This is a genomic window from Novosphingobium panipatense (assembly GCF_900182875.1).
Lineage (GTDB): Bacteria > Pseudomonadota > Alphaproteobacteria > Sphingomonadales > Sphingomonadaceae > Novosphingobium > Novosphingobium panipatense.
This window is the reverse complement of the sequence record NZ_FXUI01000013.1, coordinates 75,640-88,205: the sequence shown is the minus strand read 5'-3', so window position 1 is coordinate 88,205 and position 12,566 is coordinate 75,640. Positions and strand designations below refer to the sequence as shown.

Here is a 12,566-nt window from a genome sequence, read left to right as displayed (position 1 = left end):
GTGAACGATATTCCTGTGCGCATGCGCCAGACTCGCATGCGAACGCAACAAAGGGAATCCCGAACCGGACTCTTATGTCAGGCGGAAACCACTAGGAGTAGCCAAATATGTCGATAACCGGTGAATGAAGCTGTCGATAACCTGTGATCGGCGGGGTGATAGGGCTGGGATTAGGAACCGCGCGTCAGTCGCCGCCCGCGACGCTGGACCATCCGAACCCTCCACGTGGGTAAGAAATTAAGGGCGATCACTTGAGGCCATCGACCCGCTTATCCCCAATGTCCCCAGCAGGCAGCCGACTCCACGCGCCCACCCAATTGCAACATCAAGGCGCTCTTTCCGATGCCGTCGACTTCGTCGTGATTCAGCTGACCTCAAGATCCGATCGCCTTGTCGTTGACAAAGCTGAAGCGCCGAATTGGCTGGAGAAACAAGCAGACGCGCCTACTGCAAGCGCGTTTCGGCACCCAGCGAATAAGAATCCCTGGATGGCCGATCATACAGCGAAATCGGCTCCGGCGTGGTTAGCGCCTGCGGTCCCCACATCGTCACGCTCGGAACGCAGGGAAAGACCTGCGGCAGCACCTGCGTGAACCTTGCCCAGATCCGATCCGCTTCAGTGACGATGACAAGGCGCGCGCTCCATTCCCTGTCGATGTCCGCCGCCAAAGCTAGGTGCCACACCTCGTTGTCCATCCGAACGCGTCCCGCGCTGATGCCCTGGACAGCACCCCAGGGCACTTCAAATCGCATGTCTTCATTCGCGACAACCATGCCTGCAAGCGTGACGGCTGAAGGACGAAACCAACTGGAATTACCGTTCAGCACAGGGGCACACCCTCACTAAGGATATCGTCGACGGTGATCCTGGCGCTGCCCTGGCCGGTGATCCTTTCGATGCGGCCGCGCGGCGTCTGGATGGATGCGCCGGGAAAGGCGATTTCAATGACATGGGCATCGGGAACCAGCTGTCCCGTGGCATCGAGGACATGGATACGAGGCATGAGTTTGACGCGGTAGTCCATCGGGTCGATCTAGCGCGGCGTCTCCAGGTGATAAAGACGGGCCATGTCGGAAAGGCATAGCAGGGACACCGCGACATTCGTAATCGCAAGCCGGCCTGTCATCAGCTTCGCTTCCCCGATCGCCCGTTCAGGGCCGCCAGCAGCGCCCGAAAATCGTCGGGCCGAATGATGCGTTCGAACTGGAAGCCGCTGCGATCGCCATGAACCCAGACGAGATGGGCTTCGATACGCCCTATGACTGGTAGGCGGATCTCAATTCTTTCCCCGCGTTAGATTTCCACTTCATTCGCGCACATGAAGCCCTGATCGGAGATGTTGATGATCTCTAGCGTCAACTCACCCAGGCGGCGTCTGCCGCGACGCATTTCAATCATGGAATACTGTTCCAAAGGTCGGAACCGGCACCCGCACCCAGGCCCTTCCAGCGGCCCTCAAGCAACAGCAATCCGGTTAATTTTCGGTAAAATCCACCGCTGAATCCGCAGTTTTGCGACACCGATCTCCCCACCGCCGTTGTCCCATGGTGACGAGTCAAGTTTGCCTCAGAGGGCCGATTTGTATGCGGCCAGGCAAATCGATTACAGTGCGCCGGGCCTGCAACTGGTTCAGGGAATTTTGAGGATGACATCGCGAGACGACATGGTCGCGACGTGGCTCGCGGCAATAGAGCAATTTCGCAAGACTCGCCACACCTTCACCGAGTGGCGGGCGAGCACGCCCTGTCCAGATCCTAATCTCACTCCCGAAGACTATGACAAAGCCTGTGCGAGGGTACGCAAATGGGAGCGAACCGACGCCAGTTTCGCCGTCCCCTACGAGACAGCGGTCCAAACCCTCCTATCCCTCCCGGCGCCCAATATCGAAGCGGCAATCGTCAAGCTGAAACTGGCGCGTGAAGCGCTGCGCGATCAGGACGTGGAGGAAATCATCGTCCCGATCCTGCAAACCATCGAGCAGGATCTCCATCGCCTTGCCGACGACGAGAATGGCCCCGAGGCTGAGCCCAACTAGGCGAGCCTACCAAATCCCGCCATCTACCCTGCACGCCCGGTCCTCGAGCGACAAAAATTGAGCCTTCCACGCAGATACGCCCGGAAGGCTCCAGTCATGAGCGCCGCCTCACCGGCGGCGTCCTTCGGGTCGCTGCCGGTGATTATCTCACGTAGGCCGTCAAATCGCATTACAATATTGCAAGATCGACCTCTCGGATGTGGGACGGAGAAACGCCGGCCAGCCTCGCTCCTACGTGCCGCCGACACGGCACCAGCCACCACCGCAACAATCTGGTTCTCAGCGGGACTTCGTGAGACACCATGCGAAAAAGAAGCTGGCCGCCAGGGCCAGCCTTTGAAAGTCAGGGTGAGGATGCCCCAAAAGGCAAAAGATGGCTGCGCTTGTTGGGAATCGGGCGCAACATCACATTTTGCATGAGAGCGTACGATAAATCAGAACGCCACCGGCTCCGAACTCGACAGATGAGGCGCCTATTCTGAAATGCCCTCGATTTAAGCGCGGGCCGGACGCGCTTGTTGGGCCGTCTCGATGTAACTGATCGCATCCTGCACCGTGACTATGGTGTCGATATCTGCGTCGGCAATCGTCACGCCGAATTCATCTTCGAATGCCATCACCAGTTCCACCACGTCGAGACTGTCGCCACCAAGATCCTCGATGAACCTCGCTTCGGGCGTGACCTGATCGGCGTAGACGCCCATATGTTCGATCACGATGCTGGTTACTCGTGCGGCGACGTCGTCCATGGAGCCCAACCCCTGCTGATACCGAGCCCCCAACGATATCCGGATCGTTGACACCGATCGGTGCAGAAACGCTGCCGGAGCGAGGGCCTGTCTTCGCATGGTCGCTTCATCCGCCTCGGCTCGTCAAGAGAGGAACTGTAGCCGAGACGGGCTGCTTCACCAGCAGATCGTGCCGCAGACACGCCAATCCAACGTCGATAGGAATGGATCAGTCGGAAACCTGCCTCAGAAGCGCTGCCATTATAGCGGCAAGTGCTTCGTTCCCGATCGCCGAGGGTCGACCGAACGAGGTTTCCCGCCGCCAAGGACGTGTGCAGCAGGATCGATGATGGTGACGCCATCGTGTGAGCTGCTCGCGATGGCATCGGCCATGCCAAACAGTTCCACCCGTCCGCCGTCGTTATAGATGTGCCCGGCGACGGTTCCGCGCACGACCGCGCGGGCATCTTTCTCCACCCGCAGATCGCCGGCGATCGTGCCATGCAGGATGAATCGCTTGCCGCTGCGAACTGTCGCGCCCCCGGAAATCCTGCCGTAGAGCGCGATATCCTCGTCGAGCGCGAGAGGGCCATCGATGTTGCCGTGAACTGCCTTCACTTCAGCTACTCAAAATATCCGTACCATACCCGCGCCGGCAATATGCCGCGCCGGGAGGCATCCATGCCAAACGGCACTCATCTGCGAGGATCATATGCGAAGCTTGCCCATACTGTTTATAGCGTCGGGAGTCAGTACGCCGTGGAGCCATTCGTCGCTGAAGCGGGTGAAACCAGCGCTCAATGCAGCTGCACGGCCCGGCCCATCCGCGTCTTCCGACGAGATTCCCGAAGGCCGGATAAACTCCTCATGCTGATAGCGTGCCACCGTTATGGCTGTCTTGCCGGATCATCCTTCTGTTCCCTCTGCCGGTTCTGCTCTTCATGCAGTTCCCGCGCGATCTGGCGGCCAAGAAGCTCCGCCAGACGCATGATGGCAGCCTCGGCTCGCGGCGACAGAGCAGGGCAAGGCTCGGGATCGCGCCGCTTCCGCTTCGTCACAGTGACCTCCGGGACGGCAGCGGCCGTCTCGCCCGAAAATCAATCGGTGAGCATTGGCGTGGAGGGTGGGGAGGGAGGAAAGTGAGGTGGGTGAAGGCGGCGATGGTTCGCCTCGCCTTTCCCCCCGACCCATCGCACCAGGTTTTTCTGCCATCGAAACCTGTGCTATTCTCCTCTTCGGAAAGGCTCTGCACATGCAGGATGTTGATCACGTCGAATCCGCAGAAAAGGCGCCCCCGCCATCTCCGCGCGCGGCCGACTGGTTCTGGCGCCCCTGGTATGCCAAAATCTACCTTGCACTGGCGCTGCTCTACTGGATCGGCCTCGAACTGATGATGGCCATCCCCTTCGACCGGTTGAACATCTATCTTGCTAACACGATGGTCCTGCTGATCTTCGTGTTCAATCCGGTCACAGTGGCTGCGATCCTGGGATATGGCTTCCTTAAGGCCAAGGTTGGCTGTGGGGAATGGGTGATTACGCCGGGGCCTCCTTCCCAAAGGCCGACTATCGATCCCTATACAGACCCGTTCGATGCTCGATCCGGCCTTCGGCACCTTCGACACATTGGCGTGATCAAAGACTGAGACTGAGATCACGGATCCCGCCGTTCTTTGAAGCTGGGATCACCATCCGCCAAGCCATTGTCACGATCAAATAGCAGTCGACCTGAACTAAGGATCGATGATTGCTCCATCGAAGCGATAGGCCCTGTGACATCAAAAATGCCGCGGCCCGCGTCGGCTTGCCTCAGGTAACGGTTGCGCAAACCATCATTGCCAAGCACTTGCTCACTCAGATGTTTGGCAAAAGCCTCTTCTGGGCGGCCGCTGCGAGAAGCGGTCTTTTCGGCTGAGGCGATTGCTTCCCGAACGTCGTAATTTACGATATCGATCGATGATTGCGCAGATACTCCAGCACTGCCACGATCTACGATATCCATTCCGATCTTGCCGGTCAGCGAACCCGTGGCGCTTCCTCCGCCATCGCTTTTGTCGTCACTCTTTTCCTTTCCGGCCGCAACGCCCCGCGAAGCCGAAGCGGTAAGATCTGCAGATATGATCTGATTGTCCGTGGTCTGATGCTCAGCCGATCGCGAAAGCGACCTTTGCCATCCCGTCTGCGCGATGATCGCGGTGACATCGCGTTCCAGCGTATCGGCCACCTGCGGCTTCAGCCGCCAGTTGCCGCGCCGGTCCATCTCGAACCCGCCACGCAGCCAGTTGGCCATGGCCGCCTGCCCTTCCTTGCCGCTGCCTAGGAAGTGCTCGATGGTATCGGGCCCCGCCTGCTTGCTGGCCTCGAAGCGCGTGCTGGTGTCATTGCGCGCGGACTGGCTGAAGCCGGTACTGCTGGAGACGAGCAGATCGTTGTGCGCAAAACTGAAGCGCGCATGCCCGCCATTGGCGATGGCGCCAAGCTGGCTCTCGTTGATGAGACCGCCCCGCCACATCTGCGCTGCGAGTTCGGGCGTCAGATTAAGACTGAGGTCCCCATTCTGGTCCATCGCGATCTGGCGCTTCGACATCTCGACCCCATGCGCGCGTAGCAGCGCCTGGGTGCGGGTGAGGCGCTCCCGCTCGACGATCCCGGTCAGGCGCTCGTTGCGCGCGCGATCGGCGATGCCTTCCGCGCCGCCCTCGGCCATGTCGACCTGGTTACCGGCGGTACCGGCAAGCGCGCGAATGAAGGAATCGAGACGCGCGGCTTCTCGCACGGAAACGCCTGCAGCCGCGGCCCCTTCGGCAAAGCCGGCATTATCCGCCTGCCGCCGCTGTTCACCGATCTGCGCGTTGCTGCGCACCCCGTCGGGCCCGATTTCGCGCTGGGCGTCGAGCTTGCCCGATCGCTCTGCGAAGTCGTAGCCCGCAGCTTCGCGCGTGCGTCCATAGACACTCGCGCCCTCGCGCGCCGCCTCGGCGCTCGCACCATCGGCGGTCCCGACCTGTACCGCGGCATTGTAGCTCTCCAGTGCGCGCAGCACCTGAGCCTCGCTCCGCCCGGTCGCGCGGGAAAGCTGGCTGATCGCCGTCGATCGCGCCTCGCCCGAGAGAGCATTGATGAAGCCGATGCGCCGGCTGGTTTCGGTGACCGAGAGACCCAGCATGGCGGCTGCCTGGCGCTGACCCTGATTGCCGCCGGTGCGATGCGCCTGCTCGGTCGCGACATTGCCGCGCTCGACGGCAGCGACCCGATTCCCCGCGTAGTCGCGCCGTCCCTCCATCGCGCCGACCTGCGTGTCAGCCGCGGTGAGGTCGTTGCGCAGCATCTGGTCCTGCTCGAAGGCGTTGGCGGTCAGCTTGGCGAAAGTCGGATCGGCCCCTGCCTGGGCAATGACGGTGGAAGCCTTGAGCGCGGCATCCTTTGGGTCATAGCCGCTGCGCTCGAAATGCCGCTGCGCGCCCGACTGCATCATCTCGTAAGCGCGCTGGTCGCCGAACGCCTTCCACTGTACCATGTTCTGCGCGAAGGCTGCAAAAGCTCGCTCGCCCGACTGGCCTTCCCCGAAATACGTCGTGCCCAGCTTTCGCAAGGCATCGCCCTGGGCGAAGTTATGGATGGCCGATGTCGCTGCGTTGGCGCGAACGACGCGGGCCGTCGCCGGGTCGCTGAGGTCCCGTCCAACGAGGGCAGGGGAGAGACCGCCCAGTTCGCGTGCGGCGTCGGTTCGGCCGAGCCCGAACGCAGCAGTCCCGCTCGCCCCGCCGCCCTGTTCGCCGAGTACGGCTGCGGAGGAGGCGAAGGCCCGGTCCAGACCGAAACTGCTGCGCTCGCCGAAGTCGCCGAACCCGGAGGACGCCGATCGCCGCGCAGCCGTGCCGCTCGCCGACGCCTGCGCTTCAAGCGCCGAGGCGTAGCCCTCGCTGGTCCCGACAGTGGCCGCTGCCATGCTGCCCTGGCCCTGGACCCCGAGCATGCCCGAGGTGAAGGCGGTGAACATGTTGCCCGAGAAGCGGAACACCGTGAACACGAACGCGCCCGCCAGGCCAGCGGCAGCCGTGCGGAACGAGCCGAAGATGGCGAGCGCCTTCATTGCCGCCGAGGGCGCGAGTATCCAGCTGTCGGCGGCGACACTGGTCGCGCGCAGTTCGGCCAGAACATCCATCGCCCGCCCCAGGGTCAGCTGGTAGATGCCGGCATCGATCACGCCCCACAGAGCGACGAAGACGAAGAGGCCGAGCGCGAAACTCGCGACCCTCAGATTGATCGGCGTCAGGATGAAGAGCAGCGCGATCGGCATCATCATCAGCATGATCGCGAAGACCGAGGCGCGGATGGTCGGCATCCATTCGTTGGCGGTCGAGAGCGTGGCAAGCCCGTTGGACTCGATCGCGCGATTGGCCATCACCCGTGCGGTCGCCGCCGGCGAATCCTCGAACAGGACGTCGCCCACTGTCTGGCCGAGCAGGATGTTGGTGAGGAACTTCTGCCGGCTCATCGCCTGCCCCAGCATCATCTCGCCCAGGCCGTCGATCTGCTGGCGGCAGCGGTCACGCTGGGCCGTCTGGGTCACGTCGAAGCCGGTGCGTGCGCAGACCTGGTCGCTGTAGGCATCGAACAGGGTGGAATCCGACAGACGCTCGGAAATGTGGCTCCATGCCGCCTCGCAGCTCACCGTCGTTCCCGCCTTGTCGCTCGCCGTGAACACGGTCGAGAAGGTGGCCGGTCCAGCCATCGCCGCGAAAGAGGCGGGAAGGTCGGTCGAGGTCCGGAAGAGCTGATCGTCGTCGACGCCATAGGCCGGGGAGACGCGCGCGACCGGATAGCACTGGCGCACATAGTCCTTCACCGTCGCATCGAGGAAGGTATCCACCATCGGGCTGCGCGGAGACACCGCGTTCAGGAACAGGTCGAACGCGTGGCCACCCGCTCCGAACTCGAGCTTGGCATTGGGATCGGTGGTATTATCGTCGATCGTCTCGGCAAGCGCCCGTTCCATGAGGTTGGTGACGCCCGCGACCAGCACGATGAGATTGGGGACATCGCCCACCGGCTGGTAGGCGTTGCGAACCCGGTCGTAGACATGGACCGTGCCGGTCGTGGCGATCATCCCGGCGAACAGGCCGATGCCGACCAGCATCTGGAAGCCAAAGGCGACGAGCCCCATGCCCGAGCCCCGGATGCTGGCGATCACCGCGCCGAAGGCGATGCCCGCCACCGCGATGATCACCACCAGCGTCTCGTAGCGCGGATCGCCAAAGATCATCGCGATCAGGTGGAAGGCATCGACGGTCTCGGAAAAGCCGTCCCAGGTGTAATAGCTGGAATCGATCGCCAGCGCCGGCGTCGCGACAAGCGAGCCGGCGAGGGCAATCAGCAGGCGAAGAAAGGAGCGCATGGCGGGCCTCACCGGTTACGATTGGCGTTGGCGCCCGCGGCATCGCGGGCGTCGCGGTCGCGCTGGCGCACGACCCCGGCATAGCTGGCCGAGAGGTTCGCCTGGTTCATCGCGGCCATGTAGGACTGGCGCATCTGCGCGCGCTGGCGCAGCACTTCGTCCCGGAGCTCGCGAAGCTGCTCGATGCCCTTGGTGAGGATGCGCGTCTGGCACACGTTCGTATTCGCCGAGTCCGCCGCGCCCGCCGTGGTGACGCCGCGCTCGGCGTTCTGGAGGGCGAAGTCGATCGAGCGGGTCAGGTCATTGAGCATCTGGTAGGCGAGGGTGAGCGCCACCAGCTCGTCGGTGTCGGCGATCACGCTGTCGGTAAGGCCCTGGCGCACGCCCCATTCAAGCAGGCGATAGACCGGCAGGGTCCGCACGTTGGCGACAAACTGCTTCTCCTCGCTCGTCAGCGCCGAGCGGGTGCGGATCTTCGCGGCGACCGATTCCATCTTTTCGCGCGCCAGCACCAGCGCGCCGCGCCCGCTGCCGTTCACCGAACAGTCCGAGGCGGTGGCGGGAATGTTGAGCGCACGGGTCGGCACGCGGCCGGTCAGGAAATCGTCCGCGCTTTCGGTGTCCTGGTGCGGGCAGGCGGGAATGGCCGAGAACACCGGCACCTTGTCGTTCGCATCCCAGCGCATGTAGACGTCGCCGACCCGGGCCCGCATGACGCCCGCCCAGTCCGAAGCGCCGACCCGGGCGGCGGCATGCGCGAGGAGCGAGCCGGTCTTGAAGATCTCGGTCACTTCCGCCGGGCAATTCTCGAGCGCGTCCTTCAGGTCCTCGGTCGGATTGCCCTTGTTCGCCTGGATCTTCTCGCGGCTCTGCTGCCAGCTGTTGGCATAACCCTCGCGGATAGACTTGTAGCCGGTCATCTCCTCGAGGATCCCCGACATGTTGTCGTCGCCCCTGGCGATCTGGACCATGCGATTGGCGAGGCGGCAGTCGTTCACCTGGATCGAGTTCAGGTAATTGGTCGCGGCCTCCATCTTTGAAATTATATTCCCCATCTTCTCGTCGAGGGTTTCCAGCAGATACTGGAAGGCGACCGCTGGCGCGGCCTGAAGGATGGTCTCCAGCTTCTCGACGAGATATTCCGGATCGAGGAACGACATTCCGCCTAGGAACATGTCGATGCCGCCGCAGCCCGCCTTCACCTTGGGCAGCGTCAGGCTCATGAGATAGTCGTCATGGACGTCGACCCGGCCCGACATCCCGCCCGCGGTCACATAGCCGCGGGTCTGGTCCTCGAAACTTCCGGGCGATGTGTAGGTGACATTGTCGAACCAGCTTTCTGTCCAGCTCTGCGCATGGGCGGGAACCGCGTGGCCGCACGATGCGACCACCAGGAAGAGCACGAAGGCCGGAGCGCGACGATTCAGGCGGCGTGGATTACATTCCATGGCGGGCATCCCAGTGAAGTGGAAAGGTGACGCGGCCCCGCCATGATCAGCGTCCCTTCCGGTTTGAGGAGGTCGGCGCCCTCACGCCGACGATCCCGGTGAATTTGGACATGGCGCGCACGCCGACAGCGGTCCGCGCCCCGGTCAGCATCCGGGCCGCGAGCCAGGCGTTACGCGCGATGTTCGCTCCATGGTCCGTGCCAATGGCGATGGGCACCATGCGGTTCGGGTCCGTGGCCGCGCGAACCCAAGCGACCGGGCTACCGACCCAGGGAAGTCCCAGACGCCCCGAGCGCAGCATCGCCTCCTCGGCGCCGATGATGCGAACCTGCCAGCCATAGCGGGCGCGGAATGCGAGCAGCTTCGACCACAGATCGGCACAGGGCAGGCAGCCGGGCGCGGTGCTCATCTCGATCACATAGAGCGAGGCCTGGTCACGTAGCATGGTCTCGAAGTCGGGAGGAAAGGCGCGCGTCACCGGAACGCGCGATAGCCACAGGTGCATGTCGGAGGCGGTCGATACCGGGTGAATGGCGGCCCGCCTGGCGATGTCCCTGTTCGCCTGCTGCGCGGCAGCTTGGTTCGCCGCGCAAAATCCTGCGGTGATCAGCAGGGCGTATCCAAGACGCACGCGCAGCCTCATGGTTTAGGCTCCCGCACATCGATAAGATCGCCGCCGATCACGCGCGGATCGGTCGAGGAGACCGGGCCATTGGCGAGCGCATCGAAGAAGCCGTCTTCCTCGCCCGCGCCGGTCAGCCACTGCTCGGGCCGGATATCGCCGCTGAGCAGCCGCACCGCCTGGTAGGCCATCTGCGCGATGTTGGGATAGGTCTCGACCCCGGCGGCGATGACCATGCGCTGCTGGCTGTTCCGGCGGATGACCATGGTCGTGGGTGTCACCTCCACCCCGAAGCGCTGCCCAAGTTCGGGTTTCCGGTCGAGATCCATGAGGCTGACTTGCCAGCCCATCTCGTCCTGGAAGCGCTGAACGATCGGCCACTGCACCCGGCAATAGCCGCAGGACCCGCGCGCGAACATGACGAGCGCGAATTCTCCCGCTTTCGAGCGCAGATACTGCCGGCGCAGCTGGTCCTTCTGCGCGCCGAGCACATCGCGCGCCTCGCCGACCATCGGGTTTGCCGCCCTCGCATTGAGCTCGGGATGCGTGAGCATGGCGAGCTGGGTGACGCCTGCGAAGGCGCGGGCCTTGCGCCGCGCGAAGTCCTGCAGCCGCCAGAAGTCCGATACGGCCTCGACGGTAAGCACCGTCGCGGCATAGTCGCGCTGCTGTTCGATCAGCGTGCGTATCTTCGGCGGCGTCCAGGTCGCCAGTTCCGCCATCGGCGGGATCACCGGCTTCACCAGCGCGTCCGGATCGGGCTTCTCCTCCTTGGCCTTCTCCACCTCGGGCGACGCCTGATACCACCAGTAGCCGCGGCTGCCACTTTGCGGGCTGGTGCGCCCGGCCGCCTGCGCCAGCGCTACCTGGGTGGGCAGCAACAGGGCCGCGGCAAAGGCAAGCCGCCGCCTCACAGCAGCTTCTCCATCCGCGTCAGACGATCGATCGCGACCGGCCCGTAATAGCGGCTGTCATATCCATCGGGATGCTTCGAGCCGACGAAGATCATGCTATCGGGAATGTGCGTGACGCCCGGGCGCCAGTGCGTCAGCGCCTTGCCGCCGCGGCCGACCGGCTTGCTGGCGCCCATCAGGCGGCCGTTGCAATAGTACCATCCATTGCCGGGCTGCCCGAGGCGACCGGCCTTCTCGATCATGACGATCCGCTCGCCCGGCATGCACAGCGCATATTTGGTAACGTTGACCGCCCTCGGACCCGCCACCGGGTCAGACAGCATGAACGATACGAGATCGCCGCGCCCGATCGGCCCGGGCGCGCGGTGCACCACCCAGGCGTCGATCGACGGGGTCATCACCAGCGTCATGTGCGGCATCGCCCACCAGGCGAAGAGACCGATCGGGAGAACGATACCGTAAGCCTTGAACAGCTGCGCGGGGCGCGCCGGCTGGCCAAGGCCACTGGCGCCGAGCGCCACGGCGGCGCGCAGCGGCAGATCCATGGCCTCGCGCCAGAGCCGCTTACCGGCGCGCCAGGCGAGCGAGAGCATCCCGCACCTCCTCTCCGCCGCCGAGGCGGCCATATTCCTCGAGCAGCCCGGTAAGCGCCGCGTCGCCGAACACGAGATGCGGCGCGCGCAGGAGCACCTCGTCGCGCTCGCAATAGGGCTGGGTGGGATCGCCGGGGACCATCGCCAACGCCGGCACCCGGGTGACGCCATGCTGGCGGAAGACCAGCGGATCGACGATCAGCTGCACATCGCGCATGGCGCAGGCGGGACCGTCGCACCCCGGATCGATGCGCAGGATCGCCGCCGACAGGCTTGCCATCGGCGCGACCTGCCGCATCCCGCCAGGCATTCCCCGAAACGCCATGACGCCGCCGGCCCGCTCGAGTTGGCCCGCGTAGGTCCGCAGTGTCGCGACCGGCATCGCGGACGACACGAACAGCACCGGCACCCAGCGCGTCTCACCACCAGCGGAGACCACGCCGGCCAGCGCCGCGGCTTCGGGCTGTTCCAGTCCCAGCGCCTGCGCGACCCGGCGACTGGCCGCTTCGCGCTCGGCGGCGAGCGCTTCGCGCGCGGCCGCGACGTCTCCTTCCGCGCGTTTGACCATGGCGGGATCCGTCTTGCGGCGGCGAAGCCCTTCGAAAGCGCGCCGCTGCGTGGCGGTGTCCGGCTTCGTCGGCAGAACGGGCGAGGGGATGGTGCGGTCCTTCGCCTTGCCGGCGGCGCGCTTTACGCGCTCCATCGCTTCCGCACCCTGGTCCTCGATCCGCGTGCGGGCGTTCTCCGGCTGTGCCTGCCCGGTCGCGGCCGGCGGCTCGCTTGCACCTGCCCCTATGGGGACACAGGCGAGGCAAGCCATGAGGAGGG

Annotated in this window: 13 protein-coding genes; 2 read left to right on the top strand and 11 right to left on the bottom strand. The window is 64.2% G+C overall.

All coding sequences use genetic code 11. From position 1 onward, the window contains the following. Positions 1 to 444 precede the first annotated feature (444 nt). Complete coding sequence (locus tag QOL62_RS15945; protein ID WP_010336417.1) at positions 445 to 774, bottom strand: hypothetical protein; 330 nt, start codon at positions 772 to 774, stop codon at positions 445 to 447. A gap of 47 nt (positions 775 to 821) precedes the next feature. After that, positions 822 to 1,025: a hypothetical protein gene (locus QOL62_RS15940; protein ID WP_010336418.1), complete on the bottom strand. Its 204-nt coding sequence runs from the start codon at positions 1,023 to 1,025 to the stop codon at positions 822 to 824. A gap of 621 nt (positions 1,026 to 1,646) precedes the next feature. On the opposite strand from QOL62_RS15940, the gene QOL62_RS15930 reads away from it, so the two are divergent. Next, a complete protein-coding gene (locus QOL62_RS15930; RefSeq protein WP_138984418.1) occupies positions 1,647 to 2,036 on the top strand; it encodes a hypothetical protein in 390 nt (129 codons plus the stop codon). 494 nt (positions 2,037 to 2,530) lie between these two features. Here the strand turns inward: QOL62_RS15930 and QOL62_RS15925 are convergent, their stop codons facing one another. From QOL62_RS15925 to QOL62_RS15915, 3 genes are all read right to left on the bottom strand, one after another. Then, complete coding sequence (locus QOL62_RS15925; protein ID WP_010336420.1) at positions 2,531 to 2,785, bottom strand: acyl carrier protein; 255 nt, start codon at positions 2,783 to 2,785, stop codon at positions 2,531 to 2,533. A 240-nt stretch (positions 2,786 to 3,025) separates the two neighbouring features. Next, positions 3,026 to 3,382 (bottom strand): hypothetical protein, encoded by a 357-nt coding sequence (locus QOL62_RS15920; RefSeq protein WP_010336421.1) that lies wholly within the window; start codon positions 3,380 to 3,382, stop codon positions 3,026 to 3,028. A gap of 269 nt (positions 3,383 to 3,651) precedes the next feature. Continuing rightward, positions 3,652 to 3,822, bottom strand: coding sequence for a hypothetical protein (locus QOL62_RS15915; protein ID WP_170065827.1), 171 nt, complete (start codon positions 3,820 to 3,822; stop codon positions 3,652 to 3,654). An 86-nt stretch (positions 3,823 to 3,908) separates the two neighbouring features. On the opposite strand from QOL62_RS15915, the gene QOL62_RS15910 reads away from it, so the two are divergent. After that, a complete protein-coding gene (locus QOL62_RS15910) occupies positions 3,909 to 4,409 on the top strand; it encodes a hypothetical protein (RefSeq protein ID WP_240511553.1) in 501 nt (166 codons plus the stop codon). Positions 4,410 to 4,417: 8 nt separating this feature from the next. On the opposite strand, the gene QOL62_RS15905 is transcribed toward QOL62_RS15910, so the two are convergent. The 6 genes from QOL62_RS15905 to QOL62_RS15880 are packed head-to-tail and all read right to left on the bottom strand — an operon-like array spanning position 4,418 to position 12,558. Continuing rightward, complete coding sequence (locus QOL62_RS15905; protein ID WP_086493916.1) at positions 4,418 to 8,161, bottom strand: conjugal transfer protein TraG N-terminal domain-containing protein; 3,744 nt, start codon at positions 8,159 to 8,161, stop codon at positions 4,418 to 4,420. Positions 8,162 to 8,169: 8 nt separating this feature from the next. Beyond that, on the bottom strand, positions 8,170 to 9,609 hold the full coding sequence (locus QOL62_RS15900; protein ID WP_010336424.1) for a conjugal transfer protein TraH: 1,440 nt from the start codon (positions 9,607 to 9,609) through the stop codon (positions 8,170 to 8,172). A 46-nt stretch (positions 9,610 to 9,655) separates the two neighbouring features. Beyond that, positions 9,656 to 10,252 carry a hypothetical protein gene (locus tag QOL62_RS15895; protein ID WP_086493917.1) on the bottom strand — a complete coding sequence of 199 codons (597 nt, stop codon included), beginning with the start codon at positions 10,250 to 10,252 and terminating at the stop codon, positions 9,656 to 9,658. Next, positions 10,249 to 11,145 (bottom strand): conjugal transfer protein TraF, encoded by an 897-nt coding sequence (locus QOL62_RS15890; RefSeq protein ID WP_010336426.1) that lies wholly within the window; start codon positions 11,143 to 11,145, stop codon positions 10,249 to 10,251. The genes QOL62_RS15895 and QOL62_RS15890 overlap by 4 nt, the downstream gene beginning before the upstream one ends. After that, entirely contained in the window at positions 11,142 to 11,738 is a 597-nt protein-coding gene (locus QOL62_RS15885; protein ID WP_283406937.1) for a S26 family signal peptidase, read from the bottom strand. The genes QOL62_RS15890 and QOL62_RS15885 overlap by 4 nt, the downstream gene beginning before the upstream one ends. Next, a complete protein-coding gene (locus tag QOL62_RS15880; RefSeq protein WP_249258584.1) occupies positions 11,710 to 12,558 on the bottom strand; it encodes a type-F conjugative transfer system pilin assembly protein TrbC in 849 nt (282 codons plus the stop codon). Before QOL62_RS15880 ends, QOL62_RS15885 begins: the two co-directional genes overlap by 29 nt. Positions 12,559 to 12,566 lie beyond the last annotated feature (8 nt).

Bases quoted from the DNA above. Each gene is read 5' to 3' on its own strand.
- QOL62_RS15945 (WP_010336417.1), bottom strand. From the start codon at position 774: ATGGTTGTCGCGAATGAAGACATGCGATTTGAAGTGCCCTGGGGTGCT.
- QOL62_RS15940 (WP_010336418.1), bottom strand. From the start codon at position 1,025: ATGGACTACCGCGTCAAACTCATGCCTCGTATCCATGTCCTCGATGCC.
- QOL62_RS15930 (WP_138984418.1), top strand. From the start codon at position 1,647: ATGACATCGCGAGACGACATGGTCGCGACGTGGCTCGCGGCAATAGAG.
- QOL62_RS15925 (WP_010336420.1), bottom strand. From the start codon at position 2,785: ATGGACGACGTCGCCGCACGAGTAACCAGCATCGTGATCGAACATATG.
- QOL62_RS15905 (WP_086493916.1), bottom strand. From the start codon at position 8,161: ATGCGCTCCTTTCTTCGCCTGCTGATTGCCCTCGCCGGCTCGCTTGTC.
- QOL62_RS15900 (WP_010336424.1), bottom strand. From the start codon at position 9,609: ATGGAATGTAATCCACGCCGCCTGAATCGTCGCGCTCCGGCCTTCGTG.
- QOL62_RS15895 (WP_086493917.1), bottom strand. From the start codon at position 10,252: ATGAGGCTGCGCGTGCGTCTTGGATACGCCCTGCTGATCACCGCAGGA.
- QOL62_RS15885 (WP_283406937.1), bottom strand. From the start codon at position 11,738: ATGCTCTCGCTCGCCTGGCGCGCCGGTAAGCGGCTCTGGCGCGAGGCC.
- QOL62_RS15880 (WP_249258584.1), bottom strand. From the start codon at position 12,558: ATGGCTTGCCTCGCCTGTGTCCCCATAGGGGCAGGTGCAAGCGAGCCG.